The following is a 19779-nucleotide window of genomic DNA, read 5'->3' on the forward strand; positions in this document are numbered from 1 at the left end:
AAAAACAGCATCAGAAGAGCAATATAAAGAGTAGGATCAAATTAGTGGGAAAACTGCAACGAAATTAGATGCAACAAAATAAAAAATAGAAAAACTCCTTTGAAAGGAGCTTTTGATCTGATATAAAGGACTTATGTGATGATCTTGTCGAGCTGGCCGGACTCGATAGCACGGCGGACCTCGAGTGCCACACGTCTTCCGGTACTCATTGGCTTGCGCCAGAGAGTGTTGCCGTATGGGTGACCTACAGACATGTGAACGTTGGTACCGCCACCTACCCTTGGGGCAACATCATATATGTAGAAGTTCAGGTCCTTGTCAATGCAGGTCTGGAGGCAGAATGGGCCGATAACTCCAGGATCATAATATTCCTTGGATGCCTTTATGTATGCCTCTGAGAGCTTGAAAACTTCCTCGAGGAGAGATTCACGAAGTGTTGCGGAATTGTGTCCACAGACTGTGTACTCAGGAGTAAGCTGGTGCTCTGCAAGGGTCATCTGTTGTGGTGCAGGAAGCCTTACATGACCGTCAAGGCTAGTCTCGAACCTCCAGTCGATACCGAGCAGCTCGGTCTTGTTCATCTCTTCTTCTATAGGAGAGTAGAACAGGTCGAAGTTGAAAACAGGACCAATGATGTAACGCTCGATCCTTGCATCTTTTAGAGCTTCCCTTGTGATAACACCCTGCCTGATGAGAGACTCGGATTTTTCCACATATTCGCTGTATGTTCCTGCTGTAAAGAAACCGCGCTCAAGCGTCTTGACCGCATGAGGGAGCTTCACCATTACGAGTTCATCGATGTCTTCCGGATCGGCGATACGCTCAGGGAATGGGAGACCTGCCTTTTCCAGAAGCCAGTAGTAGTCCTGGTCAAGACCTCTTTCCTCACTGCGGAGCATGTTCCTGCTACCGACCATAGGGACACGGAAGTCGTTCTCTACCGCATCGATGTCACAGTATGAGGTAAAAGACCTGTTAGGAACGAAAAGAATGTTGTCGTCAATGAGCTTCTGCTGGTTCTCCGGGCGCAGGATCTCATCGAACCTGTCATAGACAGCATAGTCATCAACGATACCACGTACAACATTGTTATCAGCGTCCCTCTTGGACTTGAAGTACTCGGTGTAGGTCTTTTCACGTCCGGCCTGGCATATCGCAAAGGTCTCAAAACCTTCCTCGATAGCGCCGTCATAAACATCCAGTCCTGAATGTGAAGCAACCGCTCCGATCTTGATATTATCAGTGTAATAGCTTTCAGCAATCTCAATAATCTCTTTCCTGTCGATCATCCTTTGTTCTCCGGGTTTTTGTGATACAATAGTTAAGTGGTTATAAAAGACTTATTCTTGCATATCAGATAAATTACTGCATTCCATGGCAAAATAACAAAAAGAGGAGATCATAAGAACCAGTCACCCAGAATGTGATCAAAATTTAATCAGATTGTGCCTGTATATAGACCGATAACCACAGGCGTAATAAATGTCTCAATTCCAGCTGCCAGCAAAAGCATAGGCATGATAAAGCGGAAGAACACATTTATCCCCTTCTTGAATTCACCTTTAATATCTACATACCTGCCTGCAAGGGCTTTCAGGACATTGATACCCATTCTCACACCCATGGCTGCCGAGATCAGTATCATCGGAAGCTCAATGATGCCATGAGGCAGGATGCCCAGGAATATATAGGCAAAGCCATTCTCCTGAGATTCAAGGTAGGTCACAACTCCAAGAATGTAGCCATTGGAAACCACGAACAACAAAGGAATCAGACCAAAGGCCAGTCCCAGGACAAAGGCCATCAGGCTCTTGATAGCATTGTTAAAGAAAATGAACAGCATGATCTCTAACGGGGTCATGCTCATGATAAGTTCAACAAGCCCTTCCAAGCCCTCCAGCGCAATATCAGATGATGCAGGGTTTAATGCAGTGTAGAAATAACCGGCAATCCCAGATAATATGAACAGCACGACAACTAAGGAGATCTCAGGTATCAATCCGGAAATGTAGTTGCGTACATTGCACAAGCCACTTTCACAGGCAGGTGCGCCCTTACTTTCAAAGACCGGATCATCGGTATCTTCCAGTGCAGCAGCGTTCATCGAAGTTCCATCAGTGGTAGTATCGTCCATTACCATCATATCCCAAGGGCCATACGGATAGTGTTCCTGCATGCAGGGGAAAGGCCCAGTATTATGATCACCATCTTTACAAATGTCCTCAGATTCCTTGACTCTTCATCTACAGTGAACTGGGTGTCCAGGAGATATATCACAGGCAGGAATATAGCCAGTTTCAGAGGATACATCACCAGAGCAGTGCCTGTCAGGTCAATAAGGTATGCAGGCACGACATGTTTTTCATAATAACCAAGAGTGTCAACTCCGATAAAGGTTGAGGATGCATCAAGCAGGTGTGCCCAGATGATCATCAGATTGAGACGGTCATTTATGTAAGGCCAGCCGACCTTTTCCAGCAGGAAATAGATAGCACCTGCAAATAGTGTTCCTGAGGAAACGATTGCAATAAGACTGAACGGACGCTCAACATCTTCCACAACAAGAAGGGCTATTATGTTCAGTACGAACCAGCCAAGTCCCAGTAATGCAAAGGACCGGTTCCCGTCAGTGACCTTGCCTGATGAATAAAGCCATCTTGAGAAAAGAAGGCATATTACAGTACCAACGAACACCACGAAATAGATGTTAGGGGTTATGAACAGATAACTAAGAGGAGGGTCAAAGATACCGGCATCCTCCATAACTCTCAGGGAAGAACCTGCCAGCACAAAGGGAACAATGGAGAAAACAAATCTTTCATCCACCTTAACATTCCACTTGTCGAGCATTTTTGCCACTGCAAATACACAGATACCAAGGATCAGTGCCCATGTGAGAGTATTTACCGGATTATATCCACTATCCTGGAAAATAGGATCGAGATAGTACTCATTAACAAATTGCATAATTTTATCTACGAACGGACACATTGGTTATCACTTGATAGAGTTATAGGAACAACCTAATAACACTAATACTTATTAATATATGGTTTCAGGAATATCAGAAAACCATACACATATGGACGTGACGCAGAATATGAACGTACAGAAGAGATGGATGCAACTCCCAAGGGATATCGTGATCGGACATGGTGTCATCGATGATGTTAAGAATGTCTGCGCAGACCTCAAACTTGTTGACAATGCATTGATAGTCACAGGTAAGAGCACAAGGAAGATAGCTGGCGACATTGTCCATGATTCACTGGTCGACAGTGGGCAGAACGTGGAAATGATCGTTTCTGAAGCTGCTTCCATGAAAGAGGTTGACAGGGTAAGAAGACAGGCGGTCGATTCAGACGTGGAATACCTGCTTGGAGTTGGCAGCGGGAAATCCATAGATGTTGCAAAGCTTGCAGCAACAGAGATCGAAGTACCATTCATAAGTGTGCCAACAGCTGCATCACATGATGGTATAGTCTCATCCAGAGCGTCCATAAAAGATGGTACAAAAACAGCATCCATCCAGGCAAATGCACCCATGGCGGTCGTAGCTGATACCGAGATCATCGCAAATGCACCCTACCGGCTGCTTGCATCAGGCTGTGGAGATATAATTTCCAACTGTACTGCAGTTCTGGACTGGCAACTTGCAAATCGACTGCAGAATGTGCCATTCAGCGAATATGCTGCAGCGCTTTCAAGCATGACAGCACAAATACTGATCGATTCTGCAGATACTATAAAACCTGAACTGGAAAGTTCTGTGCGTATGGTGGTCAAGGCACTTGTATCAAGTGGTGTTGCAATGAGCATTGCCGGCTCATCAAGACCGGCATCAGGATCCGAGCACATGTTCAGTCATGCACTTAATAAGGTAGCACCCATACCGGCACTTCACGGTGAACAGTGCGGTGTTGGAACAATAATGATGATGTACCTGCATGGCGGTGACTGGAAGAGGATACGCGATGCACTCAAGATCATAAACGCTCCGGTAACCGCAGAGGAGATGGGAATTGAAGATAAGTATATATTAGAAGCACTTGTACTCTCACATACCATCCGTCCCGAAAGATATACAATACTTGCCACAGGCCTGACACCTGATGCTGCCGAGATAGTTGCGAGGAAAACAAAAGTAATATCCTAAAAAGCTACAAAAAGCAGAGCAGATAGGATAAGCAATATTATCGGAACATGGGACACAATACTTACAATAAATATCATACTTACATACATTATTACAGTTTCATAATACACAAGGTGATTAGATGGAGGACATGGATACCGCTATAACACTCATTGGAACCAGGCTTGCAAAGGAAGGCGAAGAGTTCTTTTTCGAAGGTGAAGCACCCGAATGCGAACAATGCAAGTTGAAGAACACATGCATGGGTCTTGAAAAAGGAAGAAAGTACAGGATAGTCAAGGTCAGGAACCAGACCACTCATGAGTGCTTTGTCCATGATACCGGCGCATTGGTAGTAGATGTTATCAAAGCACCTATAATTGCAGCAATTGATTCCAAAAAGGCGATCAAGGGCGCAACTATCCGATATCAGACCCCAAATTGCGATGGCGAACTTGATTCTGAGACATATGACCTCTGCCATCCAAAAGGCCTCCGTAATGGGGACAAATGCAGCATAAACAAAGTGATGGAGAATGTGGATATCGAATCAGAACAATCAGGTTCACTTAAAAAAGTAGAACTACTGCTCTGAAACGGTTCGAATGTCTTTTATATGAATACTGGAAACATGTCCTAAATAAACCTAGAAATGCAATAAAACGAGGTATCAAGATGCCAGAATCTCATGAAAAGATCGAACATGAATTTTATACAACAGACCGCTGGAACAACTGGCTTAAACAGGTAAAGGAAAGCGGGTTCGAATTTAAGGAAGAAGAAAGCTCTGAAAAGGAAGGGGCTGTTTTTGTGAACATGACAGATGATGTCATTCTCGCATGCCTCAAGGTAATTGCAAAGAATGAAAGCAATGCACTTCCTGCAGAAGATGCCATGGCAATACTTGATGATATCAAGAACATCGCACTCACAGAGGTTGAACCAATATCCGAAGATATTGACCTAATGATCGAATCCCTTCAGACATCGCTCATGGGAAGTTTTGCTGGATTTGAATGTTACATTAGCAAAGACTTCGACAAGGAAACAGATATCGGTGAACTTATCAACGCAGCAGTGGAATCAGAAGAAACAGAAGATATTGATTCTGCAATTTACTGCGTAGCCCAGGTAGGAGCACTTGTGCTTGACGGCAAAAAACTTCCCGAATCTTCAATGGAAGAACTCCCATACGGACTTGTTGCAGAATGGCTCGATGGCATTGATTCTATCGAAGCCGCCATGATAGGGTCTGACAGCTATAAAGAAGATGATGGCGAATACGACGACGCCTGATTTTTTTAATCTTTTATTTTTCATGTTTTTTAAGTGATCATTCTGTTGGTTGTTTCTTTTATCGTTGGTTCTTTTTTCGTTGTTTACTTATTATTGCATAGTTATTTTTCGTTCAGTTTAACAGTTGGACAATAATCTATAAGTCGATCGATCATTACTAAGCCAGTCACCCAGATGAACAACGGATGGAATCCGAATTGTTTTTATGTAATTAAATTATCTATGGAGTAACACAAATGGTGTACAAACGTATGAACACCGTTAACATCAAAATTAAAATATCAGAGGTAATAAAAATGAGCGAAAAGATCGGAATCTTGGCTATTGGACACGGAAGCAGACTGCCTTACAACAAGGAAGTTGTTACAGAGATCGCAGATACCATTGCAAAAAAGCACCCAGAATATATTATCAAAACGGGCTTCATGGAGAACTGCGGCCCATCCGTAGAAGAAGGACTCGCATCCTTTGAAGGCACAGGCGTTACAAAGATCGCAGCAGTTCCAGTATTCCTTGCATCCGGTGTACACATCACAGAAGATATCCCTGAGATCCTCAAGCTTGACCCTGAGACAAGCGAGGGTAAATTTACAGTAGATGGAAAGGAAGTTCCTGTCGTCTATGGTAAACCACTGGGTCACCACGAGCTCCTTGCAGAACTTGTGTTCGAAAGAGCAGCAGAAGTACTGTAAATAATAAACTCACAGAATATGACTGCAGGTCAGAGGGATGCTGTCGTGCTCGACCTGACGCACGCCGGCATACCAATTGCAAAAGAGATGGTGCGACTTGGATACAATGTTCGTGCCATTGATGTCTATGACACACTGGACAGATCCACAATTTCTGACCTGCAGCAGATATTCCCTGTTCTTTCTTCAAATGAAACTTTTGAACTTAAACCTGCAGAAATAGTAGTTGCACCTGTGCACCTAAATCCCGAATACCATGTACTGAAAAGTGCAAAGGAAAAAGGGAACAATGTCATCTCCCATCATACGATGGTAGGAAAGCTTGTTCTGGAAAGTGGCAGGCTTTCGGGTTCAAAGGTCATCGAGCTTACCGGTACAAAAGCCAAGACCAGTACAGCTTCGATCCTTGCAGACATCCTTTCACGAAGTATGGATGTTGTGCTCCACACATCAAGGGGACTGGAACACTGGAACGACGGTGTTGCAACCATCATTCACAAAGGCTTAAGCATAGCTCCAGGGAGCATTCTTTCTGCCATCGGGAAAATAGAAGAGACGAAGATTAAACCGGAAGTGTTCATCTTTGAGACATCCATAGGCGGCACAGGATGTGCTGATATTGGTGTTATAACATCCCTTGAACAGGATTATGGAATCGCAAATAATACTGCCCTTGCAAGCGATGCTAAACTGCAAATGCTGGACAACGCAAAGGATGGAAGCCTTGCGGTCATCAACCTCAGTGCTGAAAAAGCACTCCAAAGAACTGCAGATAAGGACCTTAAAGTGATCACATTTAGTGATGAAAAACGACCCAGTGATGCTAACAAGACAAATGCAGATGTGAATCTTGAGATTAAGGGCAATCGTGTCGTCATTTCCACAACGGATCGAACAATCGAAGCGATCATGGAGGACGGATTCGACATTTCTGCATATATAACTGCACTATGCTCTGCTGCTGCTATATCACTTTCAATGGGAATTGAGAAAAACGATATCATTGATACATTCCGGAATTTCAGAGGCCTTACAGGAAGAATGGTAAAAGGAGAACTTGAAGGCAGGATATTGATAGACAATTCCAATTCAGGCATGGATATCCGATCTGTAAAAAGAGCTCTTGATTATGCTTCCGCCATTCCCTCAGATACCAACAATAGAAACATTGTCATGGTTCTGGGAGAAGAAGCTGAACAGGTATGTGAAGGTCTTCCACCTGAAGATGTATCTGACTTCTTACTGAAAAACGGAAAATCTCTGGACAGAGCTATATTAGTAGGAACCCGGATGCTTGATATAAAGTATAATGACGCATATTATGCAGGATCATTTGAGGAAGGACTATCCACAGCTTTGCAATATACCAGTTTTGGCGATATAATTATATTATGTGTTAAATGTTTCAGATAAAACGAATCAATGAAAAATGAGGACCTGTCATGGACAACAAGAATATTTCGATCATACACCCACGACCAAGCTCCATCGTGGCCGCATTGTATACTTTGAGGGACCTGAACGTTGATGTTGCAATACTTCACGGCCCACCAGGATGCTCTTTCAAACATGCAAGACTGCTGGAAGAGGACGGTATACATGTTGTAACAACGGCCCTTGATGAAAGCGGTTTCGTTTTCGGAGGACACGATGCACTTGTCAACATACTCCACAAGGTAAATGACATGTTCCACCCCAAGCTCATCGGAGTTGTGGGAACCTGTGCAAGCATGATCATAGGCGAGGAAATGCGTGAACCTGTGATGGAAGCAAATCTTGATGTACCGGTCATTGAAGTGGAAGTTCATGCAGGATACAGGAACAACACCAAAGGAGTGCTCTTCGCACTGGAATCCGCCCTTGATGCAGGAATCATCGACAGGGAAGAATTCAGCAGACAGCAACACCTTCTGGAAGAAGCAACCAATGTAGAACTGCGCCACGGTGCTGCAAGTAAGGAATACCTTGCACCATCCCGCGGAGATGTGAAGTACAAAGTTGCACAGAGGATCATCGAGCTTCTCAAAGAAGGAAAGCGCGGGATCACTATCATGAACGCCAAGAAAGAGACAGGATACATGTTCGCAGATATTACACTAGCTGTGAACGAGGTCGCTGAACAACTTGGTAAAGCTGACAATATCATCAATATGTCCAACACAGACGTTGGTCTTGGACTTCCAAGGGTACGCCACCATGCAGAATGTATCATGAAGGACTTTGAGGAAAAAGGTCTGAAGGTCCATGAGATCGTGGGCGGACTGGATGAGTATCCAGTAGCAGGGGCTACCATCGACAAACTAATAGAAGAGAAGTACAGCGACTATGACTTTGCTGTCATCAGCGGAGTTCCACACGCCATACCAATGGACCACCTCTCCGGCATGGAGATAATCTCTGTCACTAACGGACCAAGGCAGGTACTTCCTCTCAAGGAGCTTGGACATGAACATGTGCTCGTGGAGATCGACCTGCATCCAAAGACACTTGGTGTCAACCATATCGTCGAGTCAGAGTTCGGAGCCACATTAAGGGAAGTTGCAAAGGAATCACTTTAAACGGAGCATTCACAGATGAACGTACATAAAAGAATAGCCATCTATGGAAAAGGCGGTATAGGCAAATCCAGTACCGCATCCAACGTTGCAGCTGCCTGTGCAGATGAAGGATACAAGGTAATGATCATCGGGTGTGACCCAAAGAGCGACTCATCCATCACATTACTGGGAGGCAAACGCATCCCAACCATTCTTGACCTTCTGCGTGACGGGGTCGATGTGAAAGAAGAAGATGTTGTCTTCAAAGGCTATAAAGGCGTACAATGTGTCGAGGTCGGCGGTCCTGAACCAGGAATCGGATGTGCCGGACGTGGTATCATCGTTGCTATCCAGACACTCAAGAAGATATCAAGATCACTTAACGAAATGGACCTCATAATCTATGACGTCCCCGGAGATATCGTATGTGGCGGCTTTGTCGCACCTATACGCAAAGGACTTGTGAAGGAAGCCTACGTCCTGACATCCGGCGAATACATGCCACTCTATGCAGCGAACAATATCTGCAGGGGACTCGCAAAGATCAACACCCCACTTAGCGGCATCATCTGCAACTCCCGCAGTGTCAGCCGTGAAGAGGAGATAGTTACAAAGTTCGCAGCAGAGATCGGAAGCGAGCTTATGGCATTCATCCCGAAGGAACAGATCGTACAGGACTGTGAGAGGGATGGTTTCTCTGTTATGGAGAAAGCACCTGATTCCAATGTAGCACAGGTGTATCGCAAACTTGCAAGGACAATCATGGAAAGGGACAGCTCGGTCATGCCGGAAGCCCTTGACGATGATCGCCTACGAGAACTTACAAAGTAAAAAGAGAACATCTCATGCCAACAGAAACAGTGGACAGAAAGATGGACATACCAAGGATCTTACTGGCAGCCGACAGGTCATCTTCAGGCAAGACCACTATCACAGCAGGGTTGCTTGCAGCCCTTACTTCCAGAGGCTACAGTGTACAACCATTCAAGGTTGCCCTTGACTATATCGACCCCAGCTATCATTCAGAGATCACAGGTCGGCGGGCACGCAACCTTGACGGCTACCTCATGGAAGAGGAAGGAGTACTTGACGTGTTCACACATGCCTGCGAGGTCGACGGGAAAGCCGATATTGCTGTTATCGAAGGTGTGAGAGGACTTTTCGAGGGACTGGAAAGCCTTGGAGATACGGGAAGCACTGCTCAGGTAGCCAAGATGCTGAAGTGCCCTGTCATACTGATAATCAATGCCCGCAGTATCACACGTTCTGCTGCCGCCCTCGTGAACGGCTACAAGAACTTCGACCCTGATGTCAACATCGTTGGTGTGATACTGAACAACATCGGCGGCATGAGGCATGCCAGCAAAGCAAAGGAAGCTGTGGAACACTTCACAGGCCTCCCTGTGCTGGGAATAATCCCAAGGGACAATGCAATGCAGATATCCATGCGTCATCTGGGACTTGTTCCGGCCATTGAAGAGAGGCGCCGGATAAATGATCTTGATGAACGTATCGCTGCCATTGAGAAGAGGGTTTCTGAAGGCATAGACATCGATAAAGTGCTGGAGCTTGCAAGACAGGCTGAGGCTGTGGAAAAACCGGAAAGTACCGTGTTCACATCACGCAAACTTAAAGGTGAAGCTCCCATAGTCGGAATTGCACTTGATGAGGCATTCAATTTCTATTATCACAATAATATTGAACTCCTGGAACTTGCAGGAGCCAGGATCGAGTATTTCAGCCCTATTCATGATAAACATCTCCCGGATATCGATGCCCTGTATCTTGGAGGCGGGTATCCCGAACTTTTCGCTTCCGAGCTGGAAGCAAATGAAAGCATGAGGCAGGATATCAAACAGGCATCCGAGAACGGGCTTCCCATCTATGGAGAATGTGGTGGCCTGATGTATCTTACAGAACGTATTACCACCGGCGTCAAGGGCAAGGGAACATACCATATGGCAGAAATGCCTGAGTCCACACATGAGATGGTGGGAGCACTACCTGGACATTCCCTTATGGGTCACAAACGTGTGGTCAGCTACAATATCGGAGCACTTGATGTGGATACGATCATCGGCAAGTGCGGAAATTCTTTCATCGGCCATGAGTTCCACCATTCCGAGGTAACTGAGCTGCCATCCGATGCAAAGTTCGCGATAAAGCTTTCACGCGGAACCGGGATCAAGGACGGATGGGATGGCCTGATCGCAAATAATACATTTGGAGCATATGCCCATCTGGAAGCATCATCATACAGGGAATTTGCCACATCTTTTGTGGACTCAGCAGCAAAATACAGGAGTGAAAAAGCTTGAGAGCAGAGATAATCAAAGACCGTGTACTTGTAGAGAAGAAGGCAATAAACGAACTTTACAATACAGGATACTACGGCAGGCCCAAGGACAACGGGCTGGAACTTACACTTATTGAAGCTGCATATCTTGCATACCGCGGGAAGATAGAAGTGGAGAATGATGGCAAAGTGCTTGATTTTGCCGGATTTTTCAAAAAAGCTTCAACCCTGCAGCCAGCATTCGAGCTAAAGTACATCGTTTACAAGGACATAAGGGAAAGAGGATTCTACGTCCAGCCTGGAGTTACTGATTTCCGAGTATACCCACGTGGAAGCCATCCCGGAAAAGGCGCTGCAAAACAGTTCGTCTATGTCAGGTCTGAAAGGGTGCCAATGCCACTCAAGGACCTACTCCGATCACTGAACGCAGCTGAAAATGTCCGCAAGCAGATGATACTCGCAATAGTGGATGAAGAGAGTGACATCACCTTCTATGAGGTAAAGAGACCGAGGATAAAAGGAGGAATGGGAGACACGCTTTATCCGGATATCAACACCGATGCCACTTTCCTCGAGGACAGAGTCATTGTATGGGACGAGGATGCATCCACAACACTCTTTGAAAATGGTTTCTACGGCAAGCCACTTGATAAACAAAGGCTCCAGCTTTCACTTGTGGAATCACGCTACCTGATGGAGAACGGCGTGATCAATATCACAGACCGTCAGGATACTGAACTGGATAGCGAGTCATTCACAGAGATCGCTTCGAAGATCGAACCGGAGTTTCTTTTGAAGAACAGTGTGTACACCGACCTTCGTGAGAAGGGAGTTGTTCCAAAAACAGGATTCAAGTTCGGTAGCCATTTCCGTGTTTATGCACAGGTTGAATCCCCTGCAAAGATACCTCACTCGGAATATCTGGTACATTCAATTCCTTCAGACCATGAATTCAGACTTCCTGTAATGTCAAGGGCTGTCCGCCTTGCTAACAGTGTCAGGAAAAGCATGCTGTATGCGATCCCTACCGATGAAGGCATTGACTACATCGATATTGGAAGAGTAAAGATGTGATCCTGATAAGGATCACTTTTCCAAAATAACATTTATTAACTACCTTTTTGAATTATTTAGCATGGAAGCACTTTATCTGAAAGACTGTTACATCAGGGAATTCGAAGCAACTGTGACGAGTGTGAAGGATGACAAAATCGTGGTCCTTGACACAACTGCATTCTATCCAAAATCCGGTGGTCAACCGCATGATACCGGAGTTCTGATCAATGAAGGGAAAGAATACAAGGTCGTATTCGTAGGAAAGTTCGATGGTCAGATCAGCCATGAGGTCAGTGAGCCGGGACTGAAAGAAGGAGATAAGGTTAAGGGAATAATTGACTGGGACAGGCGCACCCTCTTCATGAACTACCACACCGCATCCCATATCCTCAGCGCCATCATCCACAATGAGACCGGTGCAAAGATCTCAGGAAACCAGATCGCAGAGGAGAAGACACGAGTGGACTTTAACCTGGAGAACTTCGACAGGGACCAGATAGGCTCATACGAAGCAAAGGTCAATGAGGTCATCAACAGAGCAATTGATGTGAAGATAGACATCCTTCCCAGAGAGGAAGCACTTACTATTCCCTCAGTTGTTAAGCTCAAGGACGCATTCCCTCCGGAGATAGAAGAGATACGCGTGATCAGAATTCCTGATGTTGATGACCAGGCATGTGGCGGAACACACGTGAAAAATACGGGAGAGATCCCGCATATAGAGATCTTCAAGGCAGAGAATAAAGGAAAGAACAACAGGCGAATCTACTTCAGATTCACCTGATCTTATTTTTAAGCGACCTTATTTCTTTTTTAAATTTAAATTCCCGATCGTATTGACATTAAGACTCGTTTTCCTCGAAGTACCTTCTCACAAGCAGCACAAGACTTGAACCAAGCAGTACCAGCAGGAAGATCGCAATAACCATGCCTTCGAGAGTAAAGTCCTGCCATGAATGCACCGAGACCCACATCCCGCTGCGGGTAACGAATGTTGCGAATATGACCAGTATGAAAGATGCAACTGCGAGCATCGGAGCAAGGAATCTGTATTCCCCGTGCTTGACCCTTGTCTGGGAATGCAGATAAGCGGTAGCAGTTATCCAGGGGATAAGTGATGACGTCTCAACAGGGTCCCATGTCCAGTACCATGCACCCCATCCAAGGACCTCATATGCCCAGAAACCGCCAAGTCCGATACCTGCTGTAAGGAAAAGCCATGCCAGACGCATCCAGTCACGTGATATCTTTACCCACTTCCCATCGTCGATGAGCAATGTAGCAAGAGCAGCGGCAAATGGAATGGTGAAAGCTGCATAGCCAAGGAACAGTACCGGAGGATGGACTGCCATCCATGGGTTTCTCAGAAGCGGGTTCATACCCTGTCCATCCACAAGCGGGTATGCTGATACAAATGGATTCCAGTTGGAAATGTCAACGTATGCACCTACGCCCCCATAATACATGGAGAACGGATTCTTCAATACCAGCAACATAAGGAAAACTGTAATGATGCACAGGCATATTGCACGTGTGATGTTCATTAGCCTGATGTCGTACAGCTCTTTTGTGTGGCCTGTGTACTGCATTGCCAGAAGCATCAGCAGGGTGAACCATGTCCAGAGCAGGAATGAACCTTCCTGGCCTGCCCACAATGCGGAAAGACGATAGACAAATTCAAGATCGATACTTGAATGCATGTAAACATAAACGTAAGATGCGGATACCGTGAGCAGATAGTAGGTAAGCATCAGGATAGCGAGTGTGATGACGGCTGTACATCCAACCTCAAGCTTTCTGGAAAGTGAACCTGCACGAATATTATTTGTACGCAGATCGATGATAGAATATATCGCTGAGCCAGCACCAAGGATAAAGGCAATCCATATGAGAATCATTCCAAAGTTCATTTCTTACCCCCCTTAGGACGTTCTGAACCCTTGTTTCTTTTTCCTTTTATCTTAGCCACAGGAGTTGTGGCCTTTCCATCAGTTGAATAATCGATCACTCCAAGAACAGCCATGCCGCCGAGCATCATGAACAGGCCGCCCCAGATGAATGTGATGAAAGGTACTGTCCTAACATATATGCTGACTTCACCACTGGTCTCGTTTACCGCTTTGGGTGCGATGAACAGTTCCTCGAATATGCCACGATGTACATAGGTAGTTGTGTACGTCTGGCCCCATTTGAAATCAGTTATGTATTTGATCTGACCACTATCAAAATAAGCGCCTTTTTTGTAGACATCGAAATCCACATAGGTTGCATAAGAAGAACCGTGATACTCCTTATAGTGAGAACCTTCAAAAGTTGAATCCATTCCGGTAACAGAAACCATGTAGTTCTGCCCTTCGAACTAGCCGGCAGAGTCCATGGAGACCACAGAAGAACCATCTACCTTCAAATTGCTGCTGGCAACGATCCCTATGAGTATCAGAATTATCCCAAGATGGATAACATGTGCACTGACACCTCGCAGTTTCATTGCACGTGAGTCCCTCTGGAGAGACATATAGATCTTATAGAATGTAGCGACCAGAGCCATGCTCACCACAGGCACTGTAACATCAAGAGGAAGGTTTCCAAAAGGAGACAGAAAAGCAAATGCTATGGAGATTGCAACTGTGAAACCACCAACGAACAACGTTCTCTTCGCATCGAAATAACCATAAAGCAAACCCATCGTAAGCAATACTACCAGCGCTGCTGTGGGAAGAGCACTCCTGTTGTTAAAATATTCAGCACTCATGCCCATCTCGACGCCTGTGGTCAGCCTGACTATCAGTGGTGTTAACATGCCCACAGTTATAAGAGCAGCAAGGAGCAGCATGGTCAATACCGCTGCCAGCATTATATTACTGCTGTTTACGAGGTCTTTGCTTTTTTTCATGAAATTCACAATCGTTACGTCTGTTCAAATATGTATCGGTACTGACATTAAAAAAACAGGATCAATAATGATAAAATAGTGATGATATTTTGATAGATCCTGATAGAATATTTATAACATGCAGATATCTGAAAAAAATGTTGAAAGGCGGTATGACCCCGCCTCATAGAAAATGCATGTTCTTTAATCCACTTTACTGAACTTTGAATGTACAGCTCCGCAGATCGGACACCTTTCAGGTGCTTCACCCTCTACGGTATATCCGCAGACCTCACAGACGTAGTAATCAGTATCTTCGTTGTCATCCATATTGTCCAGTGCTTTCTGATAGAGCTCAGCATGTACCTTCTCGACCTTATTCGCCAGATCAAAGCTACGGACAGCCTTTTTGTTACCCTCTTTTTCTGCTTCCTCGATGAAGGCAGGGTACATCTCGTTGAATTCCATGGTCTCACCAGCTATTGCTTCCTGAAGATTTTCTTCAGTGCTCTTTACCTCTCCCAGAACCCTCAGGTGGCTGTGAGCGTGTACTGTTTCTGCAGCAGCAGCAGCCCTGAACAATTTAGCGATCTTTGTGAATCCTTCTTCATCAGCCATTTTTGCAAAAGCAAGGTACTTCCTGTTTGCCATTGATTCGCCAGCAAACGCTTCTTTCAGATTTTCGATAGTACTCATGAGATTCCTCCATTTTTTACGATATTGAAAGATAACTGTGTACATATCAAATATATGATTAATGGAAGGAAGAATGTAAAGAAGAATAGATGAGTGAGGAAAAGTAAAGGGAAGAAGAGATGAAAGAAAAAAGAGAGGAATAAAAGCAGATCGAGAAGAAATAAAAGTGGATATTATAGTTGGTTTTATATATCAATGAAGCAGATTAGAGCAAAACCTAATGAGTTGATAACACGATCGAGCTAATTGTTCTTGCAATATGGTTAATGCTTCCTGCATATCTTCCGAATCCTTTTGCAGCTGTCTTTGGAGGCGGCAGGCCTATCGACGGAGGAAAAACAATGTCTGATGGCAGGCGCATCCTTGGAGATGGAAAGACCTTCCGCGGTTTCTTTGCAGGACTTATATGCGGTACTCTTGCAGGACTATTACAGATGCGACTGATCGAAAGCTATCCTGTAATATTGGGAGCACAACTACCAACATTCGGAACAGGCGGACTGAACACGACCATCGTGGTATTCGCACTTGCTTTTGGCTCCCTTTTCGGGGACATGTTCATGAGTTTCTTCAAACGGCGTATGGGATTAAAACGCGGAGCTCCGCTACCTGTTGTAGACCAGCTTGATTTCGTCATGGGAGCATTGTTATTTGCCTACCTTGCATCCCCATACTGGTTCTCCGAACAATTCACATTCACGATCATATTGGTTATACTGATCATCACACCCCTGCTTCACCTTGTGACGAATGTTATAGGATATTTCATGGGTGTCAAGAAAGAACCATGGTAATACCAGAAAAAGGAAAGGATCACAATGACAACATCATCAAATGACAAAGAAGAACTTATAGATGCACTCAAAGCCTGTGGAGCTGTTAAGTTCGGGGACTTTACCCTTGCATCAGGAAAGAAGAGCAAATATTATATCGATATCAAAAAGGCCAGTTCCGACCCCGGCACATTGAAGATCATTGCAAAACAGGCAGCTGCACTGATCAAGGCAATGGACATCGACATCATCGGAGGTGTTGCACTGGGAGGCGTTCCGATCGCCACAGCCGTATCCCTTGAGACGAACATGCCACTACTACTAATACGCAAATCTGCAAAAGAGTATGGCACCGGCGGCAGGTTCGTGGGTGATGTTACAGAAGGTGACAGGATCATACTGCTTGAAGATGTAACCACCAGTGGTGGTTCCGTTCTTGAGGCAATTGGTGCTGTACGTGAAGCCGGATGTATCATTGACAAAGTGATCACTGTTGTGGACCGTGAAGATGGTGCAACAGAGAACCTAAATGAAATCAATGTTAAGCTGGTCCCTCTTGTACGTGCCAGTGACCTGCTTGCTGACAATTAAGATCATATAATGCAGCAGTAAAGTTGTGCTGCTGCAACGAACTTTTTTTTTACTTTATTCCACTTACGGTTCCACATAAAGAGTTTTGCTGCTCGGATTATAAATAGGTGTATAGACATAATATTTAAGGGAGTGGGCTTAGAAGTATTCATTTTGAAGTATCAAAGTGGAAACTAGCTCTATAAATAACAGTATCTCAAATATACTGGCACTGACCATAATTTTGAGCTAATGGGTCCTTCTACGTACTTACCTATCTACTTACTACCGGCCTACAAGATAAAGGTGATAAAATGTTCTGTTACCAGTGTGAAGAAACAATGAACGGAGAAGGCTGCACAAAGAACGGCATGTGCGGTAAGAAAGGTGAAGTCTCAGACCTTCAGGACGATCTTATCTATGTGCTTAAGAGTGTTGCATACTACAACCAGAAAGCAAGAAAGGCAAAGATATCTGAAGAGAGCACTGATGATTTCATGCTCGATGCGCTGTTCTCCACCATAACAAATACCGATTTCAGGGCGACCGGAATTCAGGACCGAATTGACAGAGGATTTGAACTGCGGGATGAGATCAGACAAAAACTACTGGACAACAATGCACTTGATGAGAGCGACCTTCCTGAGATCGCAACCGTAACCCCGGAAAACCTCAAGGACAGGGATACCGGCATACTTGCAACAGAGAACGAAGATATCCGGTCATTAAGGGAATTGCTGATCTTTGGTATCAAAGGAATTGCAGCATATGCACATCATGCAATGATGCTTGACCAGATCAATAAAAAAGTAAATTCATTTGTGGAAGAAGGCCTTGTAGCAACTACAGATGATAGCCTGACCGATAAGAACCTCATCTCAATGGTCCTGAAATGCGGGGAAAAGGGCTTTGACGCAATGGCAGCACTTGACACGGCAAATACAACTGCATTCGGAAATCCGGAACCTACAGAGGTCAATATTGGAACAAGGGATAAACCAGGAATACTCATCAGCGGACATGACCTGAATGACCTGAAACAGCTATTGGATCAGACCGAGGGAACAGGTGTCGATGTCTATACTCACGGTGAAATGCTGCCTGCAAACTCATATCCTGAATTTAAGAAATACGAACACCTTGTCGGAAACTATGGAGGCTCCTGGTGGCACCAGAAGCAGGAGTTTGAAAGTTTCAACGGACCGATACTGCTGACAAGTAACTGTATAGTCCCTCCAAAGAAGACCTACATTGACAGAATATACACCACCGGTTCTGTTGGTTTTGATGGCGTCACACATCTCGTACCCAAAGATGGGAAGAAAGATTTCTCAGCGATAATCGAGCAGGCAAAGAAATGTGAACCTCCGGTACAGCTGGAAGAAGGTACCATAATGGGCGGTTTTGCTTACAATTCCGTACTATCCAATGCCGACAAGATCGTTGATGCCGTCAAAGCAGGCAAGATAAAGAAGTTCATTGTAATGGCAGGATGTGACGGTCGCCACAAGGACAGGCAGTACTACACTGACTTTGCAGAAGCACTACCAAAGGATACTGTCATACTTACCGCAGGATGTGCAAAATATCGATACAATAAGCTTAACCTTGGAGACATTGACGGCATTCCAAGGGTACTGGATGCAGGGCAGTGTAATGATTCATTTTCACTTGTGATCATTGCCCAGGGGCTTATGGCCAGACTTGGATTTATAGATGTTAACGAAGCACCGATCTCGTACAATATCGCATGGTACGAACAAAAGGCAGTCCTTGTGTTGCTTGCCCTCCTGAGGATGGGAATACAGGATATTGTCCTTGGCCCAAAACTACCTGCATTTGTCTCACCAAATGTTCTCAAGGTGCTGGTGGATGAGTTCAACATATCACCTAATACCACCGTGGAAGAGGACATGGAGAGACTCTTAAAATAAACATTCATAAATGGAGACGAAGAAATTATGAAAATTATAGACCTAGAGAAAGCACCTGAGAAAGACAACCCCCACAACGTACTTGCAAAAGGACTCTTTGATACCGATCAGGTACAGGTCGTACACCTTGAGCTTAAACCCGGAGAGTCACTGAAGTTGCACAAAACACCAATGAACGTGTTCTTCTACGTACTCGAAGGAACCGGCATTGTTGTGATCGGAGATGAGGAAGAAACTGTTTCAAAGGACATGCTTATCGACAGTCCAAAAGCCATCCCTCACTTGCTGAGGAATGAAAGTGACAGCCTTTTCCGTTTCCTCGTTGTGAAACTGAAAGAGTGAACGAACTACAGTAAAGAGGTTGCATCCACAACAAGGATGCTTCCTGTAACCACTTTTTCTTATTTTTTACCTGTTTATTATCAGACCGTGATCTCGCCTATGCTTAGAGTGCCATCATATATCTCGATACTCGGATCGTTCCAAAGATGATAATTTATCGTCATGTTTTTGGTGACATTATTATCCAATGTAGCATACACCGTGTATCTGTCCTCACCCCATGCAAAAACTGAACGGGGCACCATATACAGTGGCTTTGGATGTGACCAGTGTTCATCCGAGTCCAGATCCCTTGAATCATTAAAGATAGAAGTATTGTCAGGGGCGATGATCTCAACAGCTACTGTATGTGAAACATTATCATAATTAGAAACTGAGAACAAAGGAGTTGGAGAACCGGCAATAAAAAAGGTGAACCAGAACGGGAATGATATGACAACTAAAAAAAGCAGAATAAAGATCAACAATGTTTTGCGGGAAACCATTTTATCATCACTCCACAATCAATGGAAAGTAATTGTACGTTAAAGTATAAAAATATATAAAGAAACTGTCGGTTTTTTAGAATTGCACAGGAATC

The 19779-nt window shown here is 44.7% G+C and carries 22 protein-coding genes; 14 read left to right on the forward strand and 8 right to left on the reverse strand.

Features of this window, described 5'->3' with window-relative positions:
* Nucleotides 1–131: 131 nt before the first annotated feature.
* The 3 genes from LI82_RS08180 to LI82_RS08190 all read right to left on the reverse strand — a co-directional run bounded on the left by LI82_RS08180 (nt 132) and on the right by LI82_RS08190 (nt 2991).
* Complete coding sequence (locus tag LI82_RS08180) at nt 132–1289, reverse strand: formate--phosphoribosylaminoimidazolecarboxamide ligase family protein (protein WP_048194917.1); 1158 nt, start codon at nt 1287–1289, stop codon at nt 132–134.
* A 149-nt stretch (nt 1290–1438) separates the two neighbouring features.
* The gene (locus LI82_RS08185) at nt 1439–2134 is read right to left on the reverse strand and encodes a stage II sporulation protein M (RefSeq protein ID WP_236622717.1); all 696 of its coding nucleotides are present in this window, start codon (nt 2132–2134) and stop codon (nt 1439–1441) included.
* A 5-nt stretch (nt 2135–2139) separates the two neighbouring features.
* Nucleotides 2140–2991 carry a DUF63 family protein gene (locus tag LI82_RS08190; RefSeq protein ID WP_048194919.1) on the reverse strand — a complete coding sequence of 284 codons (852 nt, stop codon included), beginning with the start codon at nt 2989–2991 and terminating at the stop codon, nt 2140–2142.
* Nucleotides 2992–3082: 91 nt separating this feature from the next.
* Between LI82_RS08190 and LI82_RS08195 the strand changes: the two genes are divergently transcribed.
* From LI82_RS08195 to alaXM, 10 genes are all read left to right on the forward strand, one after another.
* A complete protein-coding gene (locus tag LI82_RS08195) occupies nt 3083–4156 on the forward strand; it encodes an NAD(P)-dependent glycerol-1-phosphate dehydrogenase (RefSeq protein WP_048196146.1) in 1074 nt (357 codons plus the stop codon).
* Nucleotides 4157–4277: 121 nt separating this feature from the next.
* The gene (locus LI82_RS08200; RefSeq protein WP_048194921.1) at nt 4278–4730 is read left to right on the forward strand and encodes a UPF0179 family protein; all 453 of its coding nucleotides are present in this window, start codon (nt 4278–4280) and stop codon (nt 4728–4730) included.
* Nucleotides 4731–4810: 80 nt separating this feature from the next.
* On the forward strand, nt 4811–5431 hold the full coding sequence (locus tag LI82_RS08205; protein WP_048194923.1) for a DUF2150 family protein: 621 nt from the start codon (nt 4811–4813) through the stop codon (nt 5429–5431).
* A gap of 296 nt (nt 5432–5727) precedes the next feature.
* Entirely contained in the window at nt 5728–6123 is a 396-nt protein-coding gene (gene cfbA, locus LI82_RS08210; RefSeq protein WP_048196149.1) for a sirohydrochlorin nickelochelatase, read from the forward strand.
* 18 nt (nt 6124–6141) lie between these two features.
* Nucleotides 6142–7536 (forward strand): coenzyme F430 synthase, encoded by a 1395-nt coding sequence (gene cfbE, locus LI82_RS08215; RefSeq protein WP_048194925.1) that lies wholly within the window; start codon nt 6142–6144, stop codon nt 7534–7536.
* Nucleotides 7537–7565: 29 nt separating this feature from the next.
* Nucleotides 7566–8681, forward strand: coding sequence for a Ni-sirohydrochlorin a,c-diamide reductive cyclase catalytic subunit (gene cfbD / locus LI82_RS08220; RefSeq protein WP_048194928.1), 1116 nt, complete (start codon nt 7566–7568; stop codon nt 8679–8681).
* Nucleotides 8682–8696: 15 nt separating this feature from the next.
* Complete coding sequence (cfbC, locus tag LI82_RS08225) at nt 8697–9491, forward strand: Ni-sirohydrochlorin a,c-diamide reductive cyclase ATP-dependent reductase subunit (RefSeq protein ID WP_048194930.1); 795 nt, start codon at nt 8697–8699, stop codon at nt 9489–9491.
* A gap of 14 nt (nt 9492–9505) precedes the next feature.
* Complete coding sequence (cfbB, locus tag LI82_RS08230; RefSeq protein ID WP_048194932.1) at nt 9506–10978, forward strand: Ni-sirohydrochlorin a,c-diamide synthase; 1473 nt, start codon at nt 9506–9508, stop codon at nt 10976–10978.
* On the forward strand, nt 10975–12030 hold the full coding sequence (gene endA, locus LI82_RS08235; protein ID WP_048194934.1) for a tRNA-intron lyase: 1056 nt from the start codon (nt 10975–10977) through the stop codon (nt 12028–12030). Before cfbB ends, endA begins: the two co-directional genes overlap by 4 nt.
* Before the next feature lie 61 nt (nt 12031–12091).
* Entirely contained in the window at nt 12092–12796 is a 705-nt protein-coding gene (gene alaXM, locus LI82_RS08240) for an alanyl-tRNA editing protein AlaXM (protein WP_048194937.1), read from the forward strand.
* Between the two features lie 58 nt (nt 12797–12854).
* Here alaXM and ccsA read toward each other — a convergent pair whose 3' ends face one another.
* From ccsA to LI82_RS08255, 4 genes are all read right to left on the reverse strand, one after another.
* The gene (ccsA, locus tag LI82_RS08245; RefSeq protein WP_048194939.1) at nt 12855–13922 is read right to left on the reverse strand and encodes a cytochrome c biogenesis protein CcsA; all 1068 of its coding nucleotides are present in this window, start codon (nt 13920–13922) and stop codon (nt 12855–12857) included.
* Nucleotides 13919–14353 carry a hypothetical protein gene (locus tag LI82_RS13305; RefSeq protein ID WP_201770314.1) on the reverse strand — a complete coding sequence of 145 codons (435 nt, stop codon included), beginning with the start codon at nt 14351–14353 and terminating at the stop codon, nt 13919–13921. Before LI82_RS13305 ends, ccsA begins: the two co-directional genes overlap by 4 nt.
* A gap of 18 nt (nt 14354–14371) precedes the next feature.
* Complete coding sequence (locus tag LI82_RS13310; RefSeq protein ID WP_201770315.1) at nt 14372–14905, reverse strand: hypothetical protein; 534 nt, start codon at nt 14903–14905, stop codon at nt 14372–14374.
* A gap of 183 nt (nt 14906–15088) precedes the next feature.
* Nucleotides 15089–15580, reverse strand: a complete 492-nt coding sequence (locus LI82_RS08255) for a rubrerythrin family protein (protein WP_048194941.1) — start codon at nt 15578–15580, stop codon at nt 15089–15091.
* Between the two features lie 245 nt (nt 15581–15825).
* On the opposite strand from LI82_RS08255, the gene LI82_RS08260 reads away from it, so the two are divergent.
* From LI82_RS08260 to LI82_RS08275, 4 genes are all read left to right on the forward strand, one after another.
* Complete coding sequence (locus tag LI82_RS08260) at nt 15826–16374, forward strand: CDP-2,3-bis-(O-geranylgeranyl)-sn-glycerol synthase (RefSeq protein ID WP_269078535.1); 549 nt, start codon at nt 15826–15828, stop codon at nt 16372–16374.
* A 24-nt stretch (nt 16375–16398) separates the two neighbouring features.
* On the forward strand, nt 16399–16944 hold the full coding sequence (gene pyrE / locus LI82_RS08265) for an orotate phosphoribosyltransferase (RefSeq protein WP_048194944.1): 546 nt from the start codon (nt 16399–16401) through the stop codon (nt 16942–16944).
* Nucleotides 16945–17237: 293 nt separating this feature from the next.
* A complete protein-coding gene (hcp, locus tag LI82_RS08270; protein WP_048194945.1) occupies nt 17238–18857 on the forward strand; it encodes a hydroxylamine reductase in 1620 nt (539 codons plus the stop codon).
* Between the two features lie 27 nt (nt 18858–18884).
* A complete protein-coding gene (locus tag LI82_RS08275) occupies nt 18885–19199 on the forward strand; it encodes a cupin domain-containing protein (protein ID WP_048194947.1) in 315 nt (104 codons plus the stop codon).
* 80 nt (nt 19200–19279) lie between these two features.
* On the opposite strand, the gene LI82_RS12510 is transcribed toward LI82_RS08275, so the two are convergent.
* Nucleotides 19280–19684, reverse strand: a complete 405-nt coding sequence (locus LI82_RS12510; protein WP_052402840.1) for a hypothetical protein — start codon at nt 19682–19684, stop codon at nt 19280–19282.
* Nucleotides 19685–19779 lie beyond the last annotated feature (95 nt).

Source organism: Methanococcoides methylutens (assembly GCF_000765475.1).
Classification (GTDB): Archaea; Halobacteriota; Methanosarcinia; order Methanosarcinales; family Methanosarcinaceae; genus Methanococcoides; species Methanococcoides methylutens.

Bases quoted from the DNA above. Each gene is read 5' to 3' on its own strand.
- LI82_RS08195 (WP_048196146.1), top strand. From the start codon at position 3,083: ATGGACGTGACGCAGAATATGAACGTACAGAAGAGATGGATGCAACTC.
- LI82_RS08200 (WP_048194921.1), top strand. From the start codon at position 4,278: ATGGAGGACATGGATACCGCTATAACACTCATTGGAACCAGGCTTGCA.
- LI82_RS13305 (WP_201770314.1), bottom strand. From the start codon at position 14,353: ATGGTTTCTGTTACCGGAATGGATTCAACTTTTGAAGGTTCTCACTAT.
- cfbB (WP_048194932.1), top strand. From the start codon at position 9,506: ATGCCAACAGAAACAGTGGACAGAAAGATGGACATACCAAGGATCTTA.
- LI82_RS08275 (WP_048194947.1), top strand. From the start codon at position 18,885: ATGAAAATTATAGACCTAGAGAAAGCACCTGAGAAAGACAACCCCCAC.
- alaXM (WP_048194937.1), top strand. From the start codon at position 12,092: ATGGAAGCACTTTATCTGAAAGACTGTTACATCAGGGAATTCGAAGCA.
- cfbE (WP_048194925.1), top strand. From the start codon at position 6,142: ATGACTGCAGGTCAGAGGGATGCTGTCGTGCTCGACCTGACGCACGCC.
- pyrE (WP_048194944.1), top strand. From the start codon at position 16,399: ATGACAACATCATCAAATGACAAAGAAGAACTTATAGATGCACTCAAA.
- LI82_RS08205 (WP_048194923.1), top strand. From the start codon at position 4,811: ATGCCAGAATCTCATGAAAAGATCGAACATGAATTTTATACAACAGAC.
- LI82_RS08180 (WP_048194917.1), bottom strand. From the start codon at position 1,289: ATGATCGACAGGAAAGAGATTATTGAGATTGCTGAAAGCTATTACACT.
- cfbA (WP_048196149.1), top strand. From the start codon at position 5,728: ATGAGCGAAAAGATCGGAATCTTGGCTATTGGACACGGAAGCAGACTG.
- hcp (WP_048194945.1), top strand. From the start codon at position 17,238: ATGTTCTGTTACCAGTGTGAAGAAACAATGAACGGAGAAGGCTGCACA.
- cfbD (WP_048194928.1), top strand. From the start codon at position 7,566: ATGGACAACAAGAATATTTCGATCATACACCCACGACCAAGCTCCATC.
- LI82_RS13310 (WP_201770315.1), bottom strand. From the start codon at position 14,905: ATGAAAAAAAGCAAAGACCTCGTAAACAGCAGTAATATAATGCTGGCA.
- LI82_RS08190 (WP_048194919.1), bottom strand. From the start codon at position 2,991: ATGTGTCCGTTCGTAGATAAAATTATGCAATTTGTTAATGAGTACTAT.
- LI82_RS12510 (WP_052402840.1), bottom strand. From the start codon at position 19,684: ATGGTTTCCCGCAAAACATTGTTGATCTTTATTCTGCTTTTTTTAGTT.
- cfbC (WP_048194930.1), top strand. From the start codon at position 8,697: ATGAACGTACATAAAAGAATAGCCATCTATGGAAAAGGCGGTATAGGC.
- ccsA (WP_048194939.1), bottom strand. From the start codon at position 13,922: ATGAACTTTGGAATGATTCTCATATGGATTGCCTTTATCCTTGGTGCT.
- LI82_RS08255 (WP_048194941.1), bottom strand. From the start codon at position 15,580: ATGAGTACTATCGAAAATCTGAAAGAAGCGTTTGCTGGCGAATCAATG.
- LI82_RS08185 (WP_236622717.1), bottom strand. From the start codon at position 2,134: ATGGACGATACTACCACTGATGGAACTTCGATGAACGCTGCTGCACTG.